Source organism: Klebsiella sp. NPDC088457, from assembly GCF_044900465.1.
Taxonomy (GTDB): domain Bacteria; phylum Pseudomonadota; class Gammaproteobacteria; order Enterobacterales; family Enterobacteriaceae; genus Klebsiella.
Genome location: NZ_JBJDNH010000036.1, coordinates 1 through 19,481 on the forward strand (window position 1 = coordinate 1; position 19,481 = coordinate 19,481).

The 19,481-nt window shown below is 59.4% G+C and carries 15 protein-coding genes; 9 read left to right on the forward strand and 6 right to left on the reverse strand.

The window, feature by feature from the left end; genetic code table 11:
* Both ACI2JR_RS20400 and ACI2JR_RS20405 read right to left on the reverse strand, forming a co-directional pair.
* Positions 1-458: aminotransferase class III-fold pyridoxal phosphate-dependent enzyme (locus tag ACI2JR_RS20400; protein ID WP_462479332.1), on the reverse strand; the 458-nt coding region annotated here is incomplete at its 3' end.
* A gap of 254 nt (positions 459-712) precedes the next feature.
* Entirely contained in the window at positions 713-1,267 is a 555-nt protein-coding gene (locus tag ACI2JR_RS20405; RefSeq protein WP_132729618.1) for a PadR family transcriptional regulator, read from the reverse strand.
* A 238-nt stretch (positions 1,268-1,505) separates the two neighbouring features.
* Here ACI2JR_RS20405 and ACI2JR_RS20410 point away from each other — a divergent pair, with 238 nt between their 5' ends.
* A complete protein-coding gene (locus tag ACI2JR_RS20410; RefSeq protein WP_462479333.1) occupies positions 1,506-2,279 on the forward strand; it encodes a siderophore-interacting protein in 774 nt (257 codons plus the stop codon).
* A 117-nt stretch (positions 2,280-2,396) separates the two neighbouring features.
* On the opposite strand, the gene ACI2JR_RS20415 is transcribed toward ACI2JR_RS20410, so the two are convergent.
* From ACI2JR_RS20415 to dhaK, 4 genes are all read right to left on the reverse strand, one after another.
* Positions 2,397-4,055 (reverse strand): glycerone kinase, encoded by a 1,659-nt coding sequence (locus ACI2JR_RS20415; protein WP_462479334.1) that lies wholly within the window; start codon positions 4,053-4,055, stop codon positions 2,397-2,399.
* Between the two features lie 76 nt (positions 4,056-4,131).
* Entirely contained in the window at positions 4,132-5,553 is a 1,422-nt protein-coding gene (gene dhaM, locus ACI2JR_RS20420; RefSeq protein WP_462479335.1) for a dihydroxyacetone kinase phosphoryl donor subunit DhaM, read from the reverse strand.
* Positions 5,554-5,563: 10 nt separating this feature from the next.
* The gene (gene dhaL, locus ACI2JR_RS20425; protein ID WP_132729622.1) at positions 5,564-6,196 is read right to left on the reverse strand and encodes a dihydroxyacetone kinase subunit DhaL; all 633 of its coding nucleotides are present in this window, start codon (positions 6,194-6,196) and stop codon (positions 5,564-5,566) included.
* Positions 6,197-6,206: 10 nt separating this feature from the next.
* Complete coding sequence (dhaK, locus tag ACI2JR_RS20430; protein ID WP_132729623.1) at positions 6,207-7,277, reverse strand: dihydroxyacetone kinase subunit DhaK; 1,071 nt, start codon at positions 7,275-7,277, stop codon at positions 6,207-6,209.
* Positions 7,278-7,873: 596 nt separating this feature from the next.
* Between dhaK and ACI2JR_RS20435 the strand changes: the two genes are divergently transcribed.
* From ACI2JR_RS20435 to ACI2JR_RS20470, 8 genes are all read left to right on the forward strand, one after another.
* Positions 7,874-8,971, forward strand: a complete 1,098-nt coding sequence (locus ACI2JR_RS20435) for a glycerol dehydrogenase (RefSeq protein WP_462479336.1) — start codon at positions 7,874-7,876, stop codon at positions 8,969-8,971.
* A gap of 97 nt (positions 8,972-9,068) precedes the next feature.
* Positions 9,069-10,994 carry a dihydroxyacetone kinase operon transcriptional regulator DhaR gene (gene dhaR, locus ACI2JR_RS20440; RefSeq protein ID WP_132729625.1) on the forward strand — a complete coding sequence of 642 codons (1,926 nt, stop codon included), beginning with the start codon at positions 9,069-9,071 and terminating at the stop codon, positions 10,992-10,994.
* 152 nt (positions 10,995-11,146) lie between these two features.
* Complete coding sequence (locus tag ACI2JR_RS20445) at positions 11,147-11,644, forward strand: RNA polymerase sigma factor (RefSeq protein WP_462479337.1); 498 nt, start codon at positions 11,147-11,149, stop codon at positions 11,642-11,644.
* A gap of 73 nt (positions 11,645-11,717) precedes the next feature.
* On the forward strand, positions 11,718-12,686 hold the full coding sequence (locus ACI2JR_RS20450) for a FecR family protein (protein ID WP_462479338.1): 969 nt from the start codon (positions 11,718-11,720) through the stop codon (positions 12,684-12,686).
* A 146-nt stretch (positions 12,687-12,832) separates the two neighbouring features.
* Positions 12,833-15,511: a TonB-dependent hemoglobin/transferrin/lactoferrin family receptor gene (locus ACI2JR_RS20455; RefSeq protein WP_462479339.1), complete on the forward strand. Its 2,679-nt coding sequence runs from the start codon at positions 12,833-12,835 to the stop codon at positions 15,509-15,511.
* A 77-nt stretch (positions 15,512-15,588) separates the two neighbouring features.
* Positions 15,589-16,152, forward strand: a complete 564-nt coding sequence (locus ACI2JR_RS20460) for a heme acquisition protein HasA (RefSeq protein WP_132729629.1) — start codon at positions 15,589-15,591, stop codon at positions 16,150-16,152.
* A 50-nt stretch (positions 16,153-16,202) separates the two neighbouring features.
* Complete coding sequence (locus tag ACI2JR_RS20465) at positions 16,203-18,005, forward strand: type I secretion system permease/ATPase (protein ID WP_132729630.1); 1,803 nt, start codon at positions 16,203-16,205, stop codon at positions 18,003-18,005.
* Positions 18,002-19,330 carry an HlyD family type I secretion periplasmic adaptor subunit gene (locus ACI2JR_RS20470; protein ID WP_132729631.1) on the forward strand — a complete coding sequence of 443 codons (1,329 nt, stop codon included), beginning with the start codon at positions 18,002-18,004 and terminating at the stop codon, positions 19,328-19,330. The genes ACI2JR_RS20465 and ACI2JR_RS20470 overlap by 4 nt, the downstream gene beginning before the upstream one ends.
* The last annotated feature ends 151 nt before the right edge of the window (positions 19,331-19,481 follow it).

The following is a 19,481-nucleotide window of genomic DNA, read 5'->3' on the forward strand; positions in this document are numbered from 1 at the left end:
GACTCCGTACCGCTCTTGCTGAAGAAGCTGTATTTCAGATTGCCGGGCGTTAACGCGGCCAGCGTTTTGCCCAGCATGGCCCGCAGCGGGTCAAGTAGCTCCTGGCTATGCAGAGGTTGTTTAGCGAGCTGGTGCTCGACGGCGGAAATCACAACTGGATTACGGTGCCCTACATTAAAAATTCCAAAGCCACCCAGACAATCGACAAACTCTTGTCCTTGCGTGTCGACAAGCGTATTTAAACCTCCCGCCTGCCACTCTACGGCTCCGTAATCCCCGCCAGCGGTGACCGATTTTCGGTACTCTAAAAACCCCGGGTTGACATGTTCTTTAAAGTATTCCCTGACCTCCTGGTTGAGTGCTTTCATCTCCTCATGATCAAGCGTGCGCTTCTCAATGAGATTCAGTGCGTGTGCGCTGCAGGCCAGAGCCGATGCGCTGGAAGGTAACCTGTTCAAAGTGAGCTCCTGGGGCGGGCGTATCACATGATACTGAATTAAGTATTGCAGGGATTACGCCACTTCGGTGGAGGAGCTGAAAATCGGGATAAACGCAGCGTGAAAGCGCAATTGCGCAAGATTTAATCTCACGGCGATATTTTTGGCATGTTTTACTCCTGAACCGGCACAACAAACTCACCGTCAGGCGTGCCGCCGCCTGCGTCGCGGCGGTGCAGGCTGCCCGATATGAGGGCAGAGGGCGAGACTACCGATTAATCGAGCTGGGAAATCTCCATCGCCGCGCGATCGATGATGGCGATAATCTGCTTTAGCTGCGCATCGCTGCTGGGCTGCTGGTTCACTTTGATATCCAGTACGGCTTTAAAGTTTTCCAGCGCCCGCTTCATCTGCGGATTTTTACGCAGTTCGTAGCCGACCATCCGGGCCTGCATTCGTGCCTGAATCTGGCCCAGCTGCTCCTGGTTGTCCGCATGCAGGCGGCTGCCTTCTTCGGTAATGGCGATTTTTTTGCGGCCATTTTCCTCTTCGACGGCGATCAGTCCCTGGTCCTGCAGGAGATCGAGCGTTGGGTAGATGACGCCCGGGCTCGGGCTGTAGTTACCCTGAGTCAGATTTTCGATCTCTTTAATCAGTTCGTAACCGTGGCTGGCGTTACGGGTGAGGATATCGAGGATCACCAGGCGCAGCTCGCCGTGGCCAAAGAACCGCTGACGGCGGCCGCCGCCTCTACGGCCATGTTCGCCGTGCTCGCCATGTTCAGGGTGGTGTCCGCGGGACCCGCGGCCTTCTTCATGATGATGTCGCATCGTTAACTCCTGTTTATTTTTGATATATCTAATCTATATCTAAATATGCTTCCTAAGCAACACGGAGAAAGGTTTATTTTTTAATTATTTGATTTTGTTTGATTAATTTTTATATTTTGCACTTTGTTGCTTTTTGTTATGCCTATATCAAAAAAAACTTGCATTCTTTTTTAATGGCAATCATTATCATTTACACAAAATTTAGATATATCTATAAATTTCACGAAGGCGACCGACGATGATAAAAACGAAAGCACCTCAGTACCCACAGCGCGTGCGCAACGAACTGCGTTTCCGTGAGTTAACCGTGCTGCGCGTTGAGCGTATCGGCAGCGCCTTCCAGCGTATTGTGCTGGGCGGCGATGCGCTGGATGGCTTTGTTTCTCAGGGGTTTGATGACCATACCAAGCTCTTCTTCCCGGAAGCCGGCGCCGCGTTTGTGCCGCCGGAGGTGACGGAAGAGGGCATTAACTGGGGCGAGGGCGTCCGCCCGGCGACGCGTGATTACACACCGCTGTACGATGCCGGGCGTCATGAACTGGCGTATGACTTTTTTATTCATGACGGCGGTGTCGCCAGCAGTTGGGCGCTGGCGGCGAAGGTCGGCGATAAGCTGGTTATCGGCGGCCCGCGTGGCTCGCTGGTGGTGCCGGAAGATTACGCCTGGCAGCTGTATGTCTGTGATGAATCCGGGATGCCCGCGCTACGCCGTCGTCTGCTGGGACTCAGCCGTCTGCCCGCGCCCCCGCAGGTAACGGCGCTGGTGACGATTGGCGACGAATCTTATCAAGACTATCTGGCGGATCTGCAGGGTTTCAATATTGAGTGGATCGTCGGCCATCAATCGTCAGCGCTGGCTGAACGCCTGGCGCAGGTAAGCGTTCCGGCGCAAGATTACTTTATCTGGCTGACCGGCGAGGGCGCGGTGGTGAAATCGCTGCTCGGCCGGTTTGAAAATGACGAGATTGACCCGCAGCTGGTGCGCTCCCAGGCATACTGGCACAGTAAATAGGCCGGGGTGCGGCAGGAGCGATCCCCGGGCTGCGGCGTCAACGCCTTGCCCGGGCGCCCGGCCCCGGCTAAGCGCTGCCGCCGGGGATGTTTATGCGGTTATTAGAAGAAAGAGCGCTTACCCGCGCTGTTTTTCCGCCAGCGTTTTGAACACCATCGCCACCGCGTGGGCGCCCGGGTCCATATTGCCCAGCAGGCTGTCGCTGTTGAGGTACGATGCGCGTCCGGCGCCAGCCTTGCTGGCATGGCGGGTGCGCTCGGCGCCCGCTTCTGCTGTGGCAAAGGCCGCCGGTAAATTCTCCGGCGCGGCAAGCAGCGACGCCAGCGCCGGCTGCAGGGCGTCGATCATCGTACGATCGCCTTCATCCGCCCCGCCATAAAACTTCATCTGCGCCAGACCGGCGTTCAGCGCCTCCGCCACGCTGGCCCCTTGCTCCAGTTTCTGCCCGGCGGCGGTAAAGAAGATCGACATCAGCACGCCGCTGGAACCGCCCATGACCACGGTCAGGCGTTCGCCGATCAGGGCAAACAGGGTGGCAAGGCTGGCGAGCGGCAGCTGTTGGCGGTGCAGCAGGTCGGCAATGTCACGCGCGCCGGCGGCGAAGGTCGATCCGGTATCGCCATCGCCGACTTTCGCATCCAGCGCATTCAGCTGCGTCTCCAGCGCGGACAGCGTGCCGGTGATCTGCTCCACATAGTCCGCCACTGCGCTATTTTCTGAAGGCTGGAACTCCACGCGGCTGCTGCGCAGTGCGGAAGGCATCACGCAGACCGCCCGCGGCTGTACCGGCGTGGGCCAGCTGGCGGTCTCCACTTCGGAAAGCAGCGCCTTTTCAATACTCTCTTCCAGCACGATAGCGGTTATTGAGAAGCCTTTCATATCCAGCGCCGTCACCAGCGACGCCGGGCCCATCAGCCAGTCGATGCGCTGATGGAGCGGCGTGCTGGCCAGTTCGCGGGTCAGGATCGCCATTTCCGCCACCGACACCCCGCCGAGGTTGTTGATCATCACCGCCAGGCGGCCGGTTTGCGGCAGGGCGGCGCTCAGCTTCTCCACCATCAGCTGCACAATCTGCTCACTGTTTTGGGTGGCGATGACCGAGGCGCCGGGTTCGCCGTGAATGCCCATACCCAGCTCGGCCCGATCCGGATGATGGCGCGGCGCGGTTGCGGCTTCCTGCGGCAGGTGGCAGCTGGCGAGGGCAAGGCCGAGGCTACAGGTATGGTTCGCCGCGTACCGGGCTTCGCGCAGCACCGTGGCGAGGTTGTAGCCGCGTTCGGCAAAGTAACCGGCCACTTTATGCACCAGAATGGTTCCGGCGATCCCGCGCGGATGTTTATTATCCGGCAGCGAAATATCGTCGCCGACGATCAGCATCTCGACGCTATAGCCCAGGCGGCGCGCTTTCTCGGCGGCGAGGCCGAAGTTAAGGCGATCGCCGGTATAGTTTTTAACGATCAGCAGGCAGCCCGCTTCGCCGGTGACCGCCTGAATCGCGGTCAGCACCGCATCGACGCTCGGGGAGGCAAAAATATCGCCGCAGACGGCGGCGGTGAGCATCCCTTTACCGATAAAACCGACGTGGGCAGGTTCATGGCCGGAGCCGCCGCCGGAAATCACCGCAACGTTGTTTTTGTTCAGATCGCGACGAACGACCACGCGAATCGCCGGGTCGCTCTCCAGCCGCGCCAGGTTATTCCACGGACTGGCGATAATCGTCCCTTCAATGACTTCGTCGACGAGGCTGGCGCGCTGATTAAAAAAGAATTGAGACATAACGGTTCCTGGAGGTTGAGCGAAAACACAATCCCCGGAGGCGGTGCCTCCGGCGTTAAGAAGGGGTACAGACTATTTACCCGCGGATAATACGCTTCCCGGCGACATCAAGCGTGAGCGCTTCGCCGCTGCGCACGTTTTTCAACGCCTCTCCCTGCTGACACAGGCAGGCGATACCGGCCTGGCGCGCGATAATCGCGGCGTGGGACACCTCGCTTCCCTCCTGCAGGCAGATTCCTTTCACCATCCGGCGCTCCAGCTGCAGTACGGTGGAGGGGAAGATATCGTCGGCGATGATAATGGTCGGCTCACTGACCGCCAGCGGCGCTTCGCTACGGCCCTGCAGATGACATCGCGTCCGGTGGAGAAGATCTTCAATATCAATATAGCGCGCCTGCAGGTAGGTATCGCTCAGATGACGATACTGCTGGCTGAGATCGGCCAGCACCTGATACCACGCCCATTCGGCGCCGCACTGTTCATCGCGCATAAGATCGCAGGCGGCGTCATATAAGTCCGGGTCATCAAGCAGGGTATGGTGGCCGGAAAAAATGGCGGCGATATCGGCGGAATAATTCTCCTCCGCCAGAGTGGTCAACGCGTTGAGGTCCGCCAGCGTCTGGTCAATGGCCTGTTTCAGGCGCCGCTGCTCCTGGGCGTTATCCGCGCCGTGTTGCCGCAGCGGCGCGGCGTGCGGCAGCGGGTAAAGTAGCGCTGTCCCCCGGACGCGCGCGACAGACGGCGCGCGAGCAGCCGGAGCGGCGTCCGGCCGCTCGCCAAAGTTCTCTGCCGCCAGCGCCTGGAACGCCGCCAGCGCCGCTTCGGCATCCGGCCCGCGGGCCAGCAGCCTTAAGGTATCGTTGCAGCGTACCTGTAGCAGCGCAATCTGGTTGATACTGTCCGGCGATACGCATTTGCCATCTTTTTCCAGCACCAGTTCGGCATTAAAGCCGGCTAATGTCGCCACCAGGCGTGATGCCGGGCGAACGTGTAAACCGTTGTGGTTTTTAATCACCACGGAGAGGGACTGCCCGCTACGATCGTCGGCGTTTGCCGCGGCCGCTGGGCTCTCTGCTGAGGGCGATGGTAATCCCAGCTGTACGCGTTTGGCCTCCAGCGCGCTCATCGCGTCGCGGATCACTTTCTCGATATCCGATCCGCTGGCGGCGCTGACGGTGGCCGCCAGCGTGCCTTCAACCAGCGGCGCCGCGCACAGACGGACTTTCGCCGCAATGGCCGGATCGAGGAGATCCAGCGCGGTTTCGGCGCTGAGCAGGGCGCTGCCAATATCCATCATCACCAGCACGTGGTCAGTATCGGCAACGGATTCAATCGCCTCCATCACCTTGAGCGGATCGGTGCCGATCGGGTTTTCAGGATCGTCAATACCGGCGGCGATCGCCAGCTTACAGCCGTCGCCGATTAACATCTGCCGGGCCAGTTCTCCGACACCTTCGCCCAGCTGGGCGCTATGAGAAACAATAACCAGGTTTACCATCGCTTTATCCTTACTCTTTGGCTGCGGCAGCCAGCTCCTGAATCATAAACATCACCGAGGTTGCGCCCGGATCCTGATGCCCGATGCTGCGCTCGCCGAGATAGCTGGCGCGGCCTTTACGGGCCTGCATGGTGATGGTGGCATGTGCGGCGGTTTCGGCTTGTTGCGCGGCGGTATCCAGCGCGTGCTGTACCGACAGGTGCTGTTCACTGGACTGGCGCAGCGAGTCGACCACCGGCAGCCAGACGTCGCACATGGTTTTGTCGCCGGGCTCCGCTTTCCCACGGTTCACCACGCCGTCGGCCCCTTCGCGTATCATCTGATACAGCTCGTCGAGGGTCAGGCTTTGGTGGGCCTGGGTGACCTGGGCGGCGCGAATAAAGAAGGTGCCGAACAGCGGGCCGCTGGCGCCGCCGACGTTGGAGAGCAGCGTCATTCCGGTATTCTTGAGGATAAAACCGATGTCTTTATCGGCAATCGACGGCAGTTTCTCCACCACTTTGCTGAAGCCGCGATGCATATTCAGTCCGTGGTCGGCGTCGCCAATTTCTTTATCCAGCCCGGTCAAAAAATCTTTCTCCGTAGTGAAGATGTCGCCGCAGCGATAGAGCCAGTTAACGATTTGGGTTCTGTTCAGTGACATGGTGTGCTCCTTAATGGCCCCAGTTCAGCGCCGGGGTATGGACCGGGGCGTCCCACAACGCCAGCGTATCGTCGTCGACTTGCAGCAGGGTGAGGGAAAAGCCCACCATATCCAGCGAGGTGCAGTAGCTGCCGATGAGGTTGCGTTCAATCGTGATACCGTTCTCCTCGCAGCGTGCCGCCAGGCGGTGGTATACGCCGTAGAGCTCAGAGAGCGGGGTGGCGCCGAGGTTATTCACCAGCGCGATGACGCGATCGCCCTTTTGCAGCGCCTGCTTGCTCTGCTGAACATCCTGCCAGCTGCCTTTGACGTTATCCCACTGGCGCAGCGTGCGGCTGTAGGTGCCGTTTTCCAGCAGGGTGTCGAACATTTCATCGACGGTACGATCGAGCGAGCTGAAGGGACGGCGGTCGATGCCCGGCTCGCCGTGAATGCCGACGCCGAACTCCATCTCATTATCCTGTAATTCGAATGACGGCTGCCCGGCGGCCGGTACGGTGCAGGCGCCCAGCGCGATCCCGATCGAGTGGCCGAGGTTATTAAGTCTGCGGCCCAGCTCGGCACAGGCTTCCAGCGAATCGCCGCGTTCGGCGGCGGCGCCAACCAGCTTCTCAATCAGCACGGTATTCGCCACTCCGCGCCGCCCGGCGGTGTAGAGGCTATCTTTGACCGCGACGTCATCATCGATCACCACGGTGGTGACCTTCACGCCGCTTTCGTGCAGCAGCTCGGTGGCGGTTTCGAAGTTGAGAATATCTCCGGTGTAGTTTTTGATGATCAGCAGGACGCCTTCGCCTCCGTCGATATGCAGCGCGCACTCGAACATTTTATCCGGCGTCGGCGAGGTAAAGATCTCGCCCGGACAGGCGCCGGCAAGCATACCCTGGCCGATATAGCCGCAGTGCATCGGTTCGTGCCCGCTACCGCCGCCGGAGAGCAGCGCCACTTTTCCGGCCACCGGCGCATCGGCGCGGGTGACGTATACCGGCTCCTGATGCAGCGTTAATTCAGGATGGGCTTTAGCGAGGCCAAGTAGTTGTTCACTCAGTACATCTTCGACACGGTTAATCAGTTTTTTCATTATTCATGCTCCGTCGGAGTGATGCGATGCGGCCTCTCTGCGCACGGAGGCGGTCATCGTGTAGGGATGTCGTCCGGCGTGAAGAACAGTCCGACGATGTAGAGATTCTGGCTGAGTTAGCGCAAAAGAAAACGTCGTTAAAATAGGTTTCATTACGGAACGTGATTATTATTTTTTGTTCCGTAATGAAACATTATTGGCCGGATAAAGAGAAAAATGCGACCTGAGGCGATTTTTTCGCCCTCGTTCTGTCCGCGATAAGTGAGCGAAGAGGCCGCTATTTCTGCTCATTTTATGCTGCGATGGACGGCTGAGTTAGGGTGTTATCCGGTTGGTTGTCCGACTTTGCGTTAAACGGGCGGATCGGGATCGCAATCCCGTCGTTTTTCCGCGATGAATGTTCCAAAATGGAACGCGTAAAATTGTTCTCTGTTTCATATCAGAACAAAATCGGCAAAAATTTTTTTGTTCGCCGCGCGCCCTACAGTATTTGCATCGCTCCGGATACGCTCCCGTTCCCGCCATCAGCAGAAGGCCGAACAGGATGACGCCAGAGCTTATCATGTAAAACATGCACTTATTTGAGGGTGAAAGGAATGCTAAGAGTTATTCAATCTCCGGCCAAATATCTTCAGGGACCTGATGCCTCCACGCTATTTGGTCAGTATGCCAAAAACCTGGCGGACAGTTTTTTCGTGATTGCCGATGAGGTGGTCATGAAGCTGGCGGGTGACAAGGTGCTCAACGGCCTGCATAGCCACGACATCAGCTGCCACGCGGAACGGTTTAATGGCGAATGTAGCCATGCGGAAATCAATCGCCTGATCGCGATTTTGCAACAGCACGGCTGCCGCGGCGTGGTGGGGATAGGCGGCGGGAAGACGCTCGATACCGCCAAAGCCATTGGTTATTACCAGAAGCTGCCGGTGGTGGTGATCCCGACCATCGCCTCTACCGATGCGCCGACCAGCGCGCTGTCGGTTATTTACACCGAAGCCGGTGAGTTTGAAGAGTATCTGATCTATCCGAAAAACCCGGATATGGTGGTGATGGACACGGCGATTATCGCCAAAGCGCCGGTGCGCCTGCTGGTCGCCGGGATGGGCGATGCGCTCTCCACCTGGTTTGAGGCGAAGGCCTGCTTTGATGCCAGAGCGACCAGCATGGCCGGCGGTCAGTCCACGGCGGCGGCATTAAGCCTGGCCCGCCTGTGCTATGATACGCTGCTGGCTGAAGGCGAAAAAGCGCGCCTTGCCGCTCAGGCCGGCGTGGTGACCGACGCGCTGGAGCGTATTGTCGAGGCCAATACCTACCTCAGCGGCATTGGTTTTGAAAGCAGCGGCCTTGCCGCCGCGCACGCGATCCATAACGGCTTTACCATTCTGGAAGAGTGTCACTACCTGTACCATGGCGAAAAAGTGGCGTTTGGCACCCTCGCGCAGCTGGTGTTGCAGAACAGCCCAATGGAAGAGATTGCAACGGTGCTGAACTTCTGCCAGAAAGTGGGCCTGCCGATGACGCTGGCGCAAATGGGTGTCAAAGAGGGCATCGAAAGCAAAATTATGGCGGTGGCGAAGGCTACCTGCGCGGAAGGCGAAACTATCCATAACATGCCTTTCCCGGTCACGGCCGACAACGTGTACGCCGCCATTCTGACGGCCGATCTGCTCGGCCAGCAGTGGCTGGCGCGTTAACGCCTCGCTCTCGCTGTGGATGAAGGGTACAACGCGTTTCTCCCCTCCGCCCGTGATGGGCGGAGGGGTTATCTATTATTCAACAGCGGAAAGGGAAATGACGGCGCAGACTCAGGACTCCGGTAAAACAGTATCCTCCGTTATCAGCCAGTCGTGGCAGCGCTGCAGTAGGTTTATGCCGCGGGAAACCTGGCAGGCGCCGCATCAGGCGCAGGGGCTGACTTTCGAATCGATCTGTCGGCGGAAGACCGCGCTGCTGACCATTGGTCAGGCCGCGCTGGAAGATGCCTGGGAGTTTATGGATAGCCGCCCCTGCGCGCTGTTTATCCTCGATGAGTCCGCCTGTATTCTCAGCCGCTGCGGCGATCCGCAGACGCTGGCGCAGCTGGCGGAGCTGGGGTTCCTTGACGGCAGCTACTGCGCGGAAAGCATCATCGGCAGCTGCGCGCTTTCGCTGGCCTCAATGCTGGGGCAGCCGGTGAAAACCTCAGGCGATCAACATTTTAAACAGGCGCTCCACGGCTGGTCATTTTGTTCGACGCCGGTGTTTGATAACCACGGCCGCCTGTTTGGCTCCATTTCGCTGGGCTGTACAACCGACCAGCAGGCCTCCTCTGACCTGTCGCTGACCCTGGCTATCGCCCGCGAAGTGGGCAATTCGCTGCTGACCGACAGCCTGCTGGCCGAGTCCAACCGCCATCTCAACCAGATGTATGGCCTGCTGGAAAGCATGGATGACGGGGTGATGGCGTGGAACGAGCAGGGGGTGCTGCAGTTCCTTAACGTGCAGGCGGCGACGCTTCTGCATCTTGATGCGCAGTCCAGCCAGGGGAAAAATATTCACGAGCTGGTGACCCTGCCGGCGCTGTTGCGCCGGGCGATCAAGCACGCCCGTGCGCTGAGCCATGCCGAAGTGACTTTTGAAAGCCAGCATCAGTTTATCGATGCCGTCATTACCCTCAAGCCGATTGTCGAAGAGCAGGGCAACAGCTTTATTTTACTGCTGCACCCGGTGGAGCAGATGCGCCAGCTGATGACCAGCCAGCTGGGCAAGGTGAGTCATACCTTCGAGCAGATGTCATCCGACGACCCGGAAACCCGGCGGCTGATTCATTTTGGCCGCCAGGCGGCACGGGGCAGTTTCCCGGTTTTGCTGTGCGGTGAAGAGGGGGTGGGCAAAGAGCTGCTCGGCCAGGCAATTCATAATGAAAGCGAGCGCGCCGGCGGCCCTTATATTGCGGTGAACTGCCAGCTGTATGCCGACAGCGTGCTGGGGCAGGATTTTATGGGCAGCGCGCCGACCGATGATGAAAACGGCCGCCTGAGTCGTCTGGAGCTGGCCAGCGGCGGAACCTTATTCCTCGAAAAAATCGAGTATCTGGCGCCGGAGCTGCAATCTGCGCTGCTGCAGGTGATTAAGCAGGGGGTGTTAACCCGTCTCGATGCCCGACGCCTGATCCCGGTGGATGTCAAAGTGATTGCCACCACCACCGTCGATCTTGCCAACCTGGTGGAGCAGAACCGCTTTAGCCGCCAGCTTTATTACGCCCTGCACTCATTTGAGATCGTCATCCCGCCGCTGCGGGCGCGGCGCAACAGTATTTCTTCGCTGGTGCACAACCGCCTGCGCAGCCTGGAGAAGCGCTTTTCGTCGCGGCTGAAAGTGGACGATGACGCCCTGGCGCAGCTGGTGAACTACTCGTGGCCGGGCAATGATTTTGAACTCAACAGCATTATTGAAAATGTCGCCATCAGCAGCGACAACGGCCATATTCGCCTGAGCAACCTGCCGGACTATCTCTTTTCCGAGCGGCCGGGCAGCGACGCCGCCTCGCCGCTGTTACCCGCTAGTCTGACCTTCAGCGCCATTGAAAAAGAGGCCATTATTCATGCCGCCCGCGTCACCAGCGGCCGGGTGCAGGAGATGTCCCATCTGCTCAATATCGGGCGGACGACGCTGTGGCGCAAGATGAAGCAGTATGATATCGACGCCAGCCAGTTTAAGCGTAAACATCTGGAGTAGCGCCGCCGCGGCCTTTCCCGGCGGCGCTCTCTGCTACCGTGTCCCCCCTCCTCGAGTATCCCCGCGTCCGGGTCGGTAACGCCACAGTTGAAAATGAGAATCATTTATGTGATTTATAGTGGCTTTGGTGCCAGCCCTTCAGGGAAAAGTGAATGTCCAATATTGAGCTGCAGGTGCTGTTTGAGCGTCATGCCCAGCCGCTGTTGGCGTATCTGAAAAGCCAGCTGCATGATGCGCAACTGGCTGACGATCTGATGCAGGAGAGCTTTGCCCGGCTCACCGAGCATTATCCACAGGGAAAAATTCAGGATAGTGAGTCCTATCTGTTCCGTACTGCCCGGAATTTGCTGTTCGATCATTACCGTCAGCTGCAGCGACGGCAAACGACGGCGTTCAGTGCCGATGAGATGGCCCATTTTCCCAGCGGCGATCCGAATGCGGAACAACGCGCGATTGATCAGCAGCAGGCCGAGAGGATTATCGTTCAGCTGATGACCCTGCCGGAGCGGACGCAGACTATTTTTCGTCTCAGCCGGTTTGAGGGCGTGGCGCAGGCGGATATTGCGCAGCGGTTGGGCGTGTCGCTCAGCACGGTAGAAAAACATCTGGCGCAGGCGCTGGCAGCCCTGCTGTGCGGAATGCAGAAATAATGGCATTTTTTTTACGGGTTTTACCTGTTTCAAACGTCTTAATGATTAACCCGGATAGTCAGGAAGCAGTGAAATGAGTCAGTTAAGTGAGGCAATACGTCAGCAGGCCGCGCTATGGGCTGTGAAAATGGCCGAGCGGTCGCTGAGCGATGAGGAGGAGCGGGCGATGACCGCGTGGCGGGATGAAGATCCGCAGCATCTCGATGCGCTGATTCAGGCGCAGCAGCTGTGGCTGATGCTCGGCGCGTTGCCGCGATCTGCCCCGGCTGACTCGTCCCTGAATACGCCATCCTCCACCGTGGTTCCCCTACCGGCCCGGGCGGCGGTCCGACCCCGCTGGCGCCACTGGGCGACGGCCGCTGTTGTCCTGCTGGCGCTCCTCCCCGTGCTGTTTCTGCTTCCCGATCCCTGGCTGCGCTGGCAGGCCGATTATTACACCGCCGTCGGCGAAATCCGCCAGGTCACATTACCGGACGGCAGCCGGGTGGATCTCGATAGCCGCAGCGCCATCGCCCTGCATTTTAACGACAACGAGCGGCGCATCACGCTCCTCTCCGGACACGCCTGGTTTACCGTGGCGCCGCTTAGCCGTCGCGAGACGCGCCCCTTTCGCGTAGAAGCGAAGGGCGGCATCACCCAGGCATTAGGTACGCAGTTTAGCGTCGATCTCGCTGGCGGCGGCGCGGATGTGGCGGTACATGAGCACAGCGTGCGGGTCAGCTATAAAGGGCAAACGCTGGTGCTGGCCGAACAGCAGGGGGCGCACTATGCCGATAATCAATTGACGCGACGCCCGGTTGCGCCAGCGCAGTTTGCCTGGCGCCGCGGCTGGTTGATTATCGATAAACAGCCGGTCCGCGAAGCGGTGGCGCAGATAAATCGTTATCAGAGCCAAACGATTATCGTGATTAACCCGACGCTGAGAAAGCGGATCGTCAGCGGCACTTTCGCCCTCAATCAGCCTGAACGCGCCATTACCACCCTGTGCCAGACCCTGGGCGCGAAGCAGATGACGCTGCCGGGAATGACGTTGCTGTACTGAGTCTGACGGCCGTATTCCGCCGCATTTCCCTTAGCCATTTTTATATTTTTACTTTTTCTAAAAAATTTTTACGGGTTTGCGTATGTCGTTCGTCTTTATTGTTGAATGAGATTGATTACCATTATCAACAATAGCCGAGTACACACATGCATCAGCTACAGCTCCATTTTTGCAAAAGCCGCCATCCTCTTGCTTTTGCCATATCGCTGACGTTAGCGCTGGCAACCCCGGCGCTGGGCCATGCCGCATCGCCGGCGGTCGAAACGTTAAATCACAGCAAAAAATTCTCGATTCCCTCCCAACCGTTGCAAAGCGCGCTGTTACGCTTCGGCGAGCAGTCCGGCGTGCAGATCGCTTTTGAAGACCGCACGGTACAGGGGATGACGTCGCAGCCGCTGAACGGCCCGATGCCGATCGCCGTCGCGCTGAATCAGCTGCTTGGCGACAACGCCGTGGCCCCGGAGTTTACCGATAGCGGCCAGGTCATTCTCCGCGCCCGCCGCGGCGATGCAGCCCGCGTCAGCGGCGCCCCGAAAGACGATACATTGACCGTCACCGCCCCCTTAAAATACTTAGCCGATGATTGGGTCTATGAGCAGCCCCGCTCCGTCAGCGTGATCAATCGCAAGCAGTTGGACGACAGGCCGGCGCGGCACGCGGCGGATATCCTTGAACAGACGGCCGGCGTTTACTCCAGCGTCAGCCAGCAGGATCCCTCCCTGTCGGTGAATATTCGCGGTATTCAGGACTATGGCCGCGTCAATATGAACATCGACGGGATGCGGCAGAATTTTCAGAAAAGCGGCCACGGTCAACGGAACGGCACGATGTACATCGATCCGGAACTGCTCAGCGGGGTGACTATTGAAAAAGGCACCACCGGCGGGATGGGCAGCGCCGGTACGCTAGGCGGGATCGCCACGTTTAACACCCTGAATGCCAGCGATTTTATCTATGACGGTAAAGAGCTGGGAGGCAAGCTACACGCCAGTACCGGCGATAACGGTACCCGCTTTATCGGCAGCGGCGCGCTGGCGTGGGGCAATGAGACGGGGGATATACTGCTGGCTGCCAGCGAGCGCCATCTGGGCGATTACTGGCCGGGGAATAAAGGCAATATCGGCGATATTCGCGTCAACAACGCCACCGGCAACTACGATCGCTATGCCAGCGCGTTAAAAAATAATCAGATTACCGATAGCCGCTACAAGATGCTGTCGCGGATGGCGAAGGTCGGCTGGAATCTGCCCGCCAACCAGCGCCTGCAGCTGAGCTATCTGCAAACCCAGGTGAGCTCGCCGACGGCCAGTACGCTGACCGCCATCGGCGAAGGCGATGACCAGACGTTAGGCTGGAAGCAGAGCGGCTACGACGTGGTGATGGCGCGCAACGTCGCTCTGGATTACAGCCTTGCGCCGTACGATCGCGACTGGCTCGATCTGCACGCCAAGCTCTACTACGTGGATACCGACTCGCGCAGCGATACCTACGGTAGCGGGACGTCGGCGGCGTCTGACGATTACTGGACGCAAACCCGCCTGCGTACCTATGGCGCGCAGCTGCAAAATACCTCGCATTTCTCTCTTGCCCCGGCGCATATGCTGAAGGCGGATTACGGCGTTGAATTTTACTATGACAAAGCCTCCAGCCGCTCCACGTCAGAGGATATGGTGGGCGTGACGCCCGGCGGGAATCGTTCGATATTCAGCCTGTTCTCCACGCTGACCTATGAGTATAACGACTGGCTAACCGTCGAAGGCGGGCTGCGTTATGACCGCTATCGTCTGCGCGGCACCACCGGCATGAACTACCCCGAAGCCACCTACACCATTGATAATCCCTGCACTTCGCGTCGTCTGAGCGGCTGCGTTATTTCCAGCTCTTACCATGAATGGGCGGTGGATCGCGAACAGTCCCGGGTGTCGCCCACCATGGCGCTGGCGGTGAGGCCGGGCGTCGAATGGCTGGAGCTGTATACCACCTATGGTCGTTCATGGCGTCCGCCGGCGATCACCGAAACCCTGACCAGCGGCAGCGCCCATGGCGATTCTACGCAATACCCTAACCCGTTCCTGCAGGCGGAGCGTTCCCGCGCTTGGGAAGTGGGCATGAATCTGCTGAAGTCCGGTCTGCTGCAGGAGGAGGATCGTCTGGCGGTCAAAGTGGCCTGGTTCGATACCAAAGTGTCGAACTATATCAGCATGGCGATTAACCGCGAGAAGCCTGGCATCACCCAGCCGGGGCTGGGCAACACCGCGTATGTCAATAACCTCAACAGCACCCGTTTCCGCGGGATTGAGTATCAGCTGAATTACGATGCGGGTTTCGTTTATACCGATTTTACCTACACGCACATGATCGGCAAAAACGAATTCTGCTCGCGGAAAGCCTGGCTGGGCGGAAAACAGCAGGGGGCCGGCAGCGCCAATAACTGGTACTGGGAAGATAATGATGAAGCGAATAACTTCGTCACCTGCGACGGCGGCAGCCAGTTCAGCTCCGCCGCGTTCCTGCCGGGCGATCGCGGCTCGTTTACTCTTGGCGGACGCGCCTTCGACCGCAAGCTGGATGCCGGCGTCACGGTACGTTTTGCCCCGGGATATCAGGATCACAGCGTCCCGAGCAACTACCCCTATCTGGCCGACTGGCCGCGCTACACCCTGTTTGATCTCTACGCCAGCTACCGCGTCACGGACAACCTGACGCTGCGCGGATCCGTTGAGAACGTCTCCAACCGCGCCTATGTGGTCAGCTACGGCGAAACCCTGGGTAATACCTTAGGTCGCGGACGTACCGTGCAGGGCGGCATTGAATATCGCTTTTAACCCCGTATAACGCGGCGCAGTTCGGGCGAGCCTGGCACGCAAAAAGGCCGCGATATCTGTAATATCAGGAGACCAATATGGCATTTTCAGTGAATTACGACAGCTCTGTAGGCAGCTATAGCATTCATGATTATCTGGCTGAATGGTCAGCCACGTTTGGTGACGTTAACCACACCAACGGCAATGTGGATGAAAGCAACACTGGCGGCTTCTACGGCGGTGCGCTGTCCGGAAGCCAATATGCGATCACCAGTACCGCGAACAATATCACCTCATTCGTGGCGGAAGGAAACTTAACCTATACCCTGTTTGCCGATCCGGCGCACACGCTGTACGGTTCCCTGGATGGTCTGTCGTTCGGCGATGGGCTGCAGGGGGGCTCCTCCTCACCGTACAACATCCAGGCGCTGGACGTCAGCTTCAGCGGACTTGGCCTGAGCAGCGCGCAATCTGAAGGTCATGACGGCGTCGTGCATGAGGTGGTGTATGGCCTGATGTCCGGCGATACCAGCGCGCTGGAAACCGCGCTGAGCGGCATCCTTGAGCAGTACAACCTGAGCATCGACTCGACCTTCGATCAGGTTGCGGCGGTGGTGGGCACATCAGCGACCGCGGAGCATGCGGATCTGCTGGCGGCATAACCCATCCGTTTCCCCGCCGCGGCGGGGAAACGGTTCAGGCAGGAGAGAGAATGAGCGTAACTCAGGGGCCGCTGGCCGGGCGACAGGAGATTCTGGCGGCGTTAGCAACCTGCCGACGCGGCTTCTGGTGCGTGGCGCTGTTTACCGCCGCCATCAACATGCTGATGCTCTCGCCGGCGCTGTATATGCTGCAGGTCTACGATCGCGTTCTGCCGTCCGGCAATCTTATGACGCTGACCATGCTGACCCTGATGGTTGTCGGCCTGCTGTTGTTTCTTGGTCTCATGGAATGGGTGCGCAGCGGGCTGGTTATCCGCCTCGGCGCGCAGCTGGATATGCGCCTGAACGCCCGCGTTTTCGACGCCGCGTTTGGCACCAATCTGAAAACGGGTAATGTCCTGGCGGGCCAGGCGTTAAACGATCTCACCAGTTTACGGCAGTTCGCCACCGGCAGCGCGCTGTTCGCCTTTTTTGACGCACCCTGGTTCCCCCTCTATCTGCTGGTGGTGTATCTGCTGCACCCGTGGCTTGGCCTCCTGGCGACCCTTGGCGCGGCGCTGCTGTTGGCCCTGGCCTGGCTCAATCTGCGCCTGAGCCAGCCGCTGCTGGAGCGGGCGGGGAAGGTGGCGCTCCATGCCAGTCAGCGGGCCAACGGCCAGCTGCGGCAGGCCGAAGCGATAGAAGCAATGGGGATGTTGCAGACCTTGCGTCAGCGTTGGCGCTGCCAGCATGCCGAGTTTTTGCATTTACAAAGTCGCGGTAGCGAGAAAATGGCGCTGATCACCTCCCTGACGCGCACGTTACGCCTGGCCCTGCAGTCGCTGATGCTCGGCTGCGGCGCCCTGCTGGCGGTCCAGGGCGATATCACCTCCGGGATGATGATTGCCGGTTCTATCCTGATTGGCCGCGTACTGGGGCCTATCGATCAGGTGATTGGCAGCTGGAAGCAGTGGCTGGCGGCCCGCGAAGCCTGGCGGCGCCTGCAGGTGCTGCTGGAAGCGAATCCCCCGCAGCCTGAACGCTTAGCGCTGCCCGCGCCACAGGGCAATTTGCGCGTTGAGCAACTGACGATAACCGCGCCGGGAAGCCGTCAGCCAATCTTAATGCAGCTGCAGTTTTCGCTGGCCGCGGGGACTATTCTCGGCGTGGTTGGCGCCTCCGGATCGGGTAAAACGCAGCTGATGAAACAGCTGGTCGGCGTGCAGAAACCGCTGTCCGGCAGCGTGCGGCTGGACGATGCCGAGATCCATCAATGGGATAAAACGGCGCTGGGCCCGCATATCGGCTACCTGCCGCAGGATATTCAGCTCTTTGCCGGTACGCTGGCGGAGAACATCGCCCGTTTTGGCGAGGTGGACGCCGACCGCGTGGTGTTAGCCGCACAGATGGCCGGTATCCACGCGCTGATTCTACGGCTGCCGCAGGGCTATGACACGGTGCTGGGCGAAGGCGGTAGCGGCCTGTCGGGCGGCCAGCGCCAGCGGGTGGCGCTGGCTCGCGCGCTTTACGGATTACCGGCCCTGGTGGTGCTGGATGAGCCGAACGCTAATCTGGATAAAGAGGGCGAAGCGGCGCTACAGCAGGCCATTCTGACCCTCAAAGAGAAAGGAAAAAGCGTGGTTCTGGTAACGCATAAACCGGATATTCTGGCGATTACCGATCGTCTGCTGGTGCTGGCCTCCGGCAGGATGCAGCACGAAGGTCCGAGCGCCGAAGTGTTGAAAAAGCTGCCGGGCATGGCTCGGGCGCCGGCTGCCGGCGCGGTGACGCCGATCGGCGCGGGTCGTCATGGCGGCTTCAACGTTGGCTATACCGCGGTACCGCCGCGGGTTCGCGTTGAGGGTAAATCATGAAAGCGCTGACGTTGGCGGAACAGCTGGCCGGGTATGAGGCGACCTTCAACGAACGGTCCTATTTACGTTGGGGAGTATGGCTGGTTATCGTCGGATTTGGTGGTTTTCTCTGCTGGGCCAGCTTCGCGCCGCTCGATCGCGGCGTGCCGGTTGCCGGCAGCGTGGTGGTGACGGGGAACCGCAAAGCCGTGCAGCATCCCGGCGGCGGCGTGATCGCGCAGCTGCGCGTACGCGACGGCGAGAAGGTACAGGCTGGTCAGGTGCTGGCGGTGATGAATACCGTGGCTACGCAAACCCGGCGCGATGCGCTGCAAAGCCAGCTGCGCAGTTTGCAATTGCAGATGGCGCGCTGGCGGGCGGAGAGAACCGGGGAGAACGATCTTGCGCTGCAGCCCGAACTGATCGCCGCCAGGGATGAGCCGGAGGTCGTGGAGCAGCTGGCGCTCCAGCGTCAGCTGCTGATTAATCGCCGCGCGGCCTTACGCAGCGAACTGGCGGCTATTGACGAAGGCGTTGCCGGTACCCAGGCGCTACTGAGCGGGATGGAGTCTTTACTGAACAGCAAGCAGCAGCAAAAGCGTTTACTTAACGAGCAGCTCTCCGGCATCCGGGGGCTGGCCGCGAAGGGGTATGTGGCGCGTAATCAGCTGCTGTCGATGGAGGGGCAGCTCGCCAGCGTGGAGGGGGAAATTGCACAAACCCACGGCAGCATAGGACGGCTGCGGCGGCAGACTATCGAGCTGCGATTACAGGCGCAGCAGCGCCGGGATGAGTACAGCAAAGAGGTCAATACCCAGCTGGCGGACGGCCAGGCGCAGATCGCCGCGCTGAAAAATCAGCTGGAGAAAGCGCAGGCTGACCTGCAGGATACGCAGATCCGGGCGCCGGTGGCGGGTACGGTGGTCGGCATGGCGGTGTTTACCGAAGGAGGTGTCATCCAGGCTGGACAGCAGCTGATGGAGATTGTACCGGAAGATTCGCCGATGGAAGTCGAAGCGCGCGTACCGGTCGAGCTGATCGATAAAGTGCATTTGGCCCTGCCGGTGGAGCTGCTATTTTCCGCCTTTGACCAGAGCACCACGCCGCGCGTGGCGGGAGAGGTGACGATGGTCGGCGCGGACCGTTTAGTCGATGAGCAAACCGGTAAACCCTATTACGCGCTGCGCGTTAAAGTCACGCGGGATGGCATGGATAAGCTGCAAGGATTAACCATTCGACCCGGCATGCCGGTAGAAGGTTTTATCCGCACCGGCGAACGGACGCTGATGAACTATCTGCTTAAGCCGTTGACCGACCGCCTGCATCTGGCATTGACCGAATCCTGATGGCTATCCGCCCGCGTAAGCTGAATAAAGGGGGCCGGGACATCTCCTGGGCGGTGTTGAATTTTCTGCTGGAGACATCGCCAGATGGCCTGCTGAACCGGAGCGTTCGCTGCGCCATGTCCTGGTCGTCTGGATTCAGTCATCCTTAATT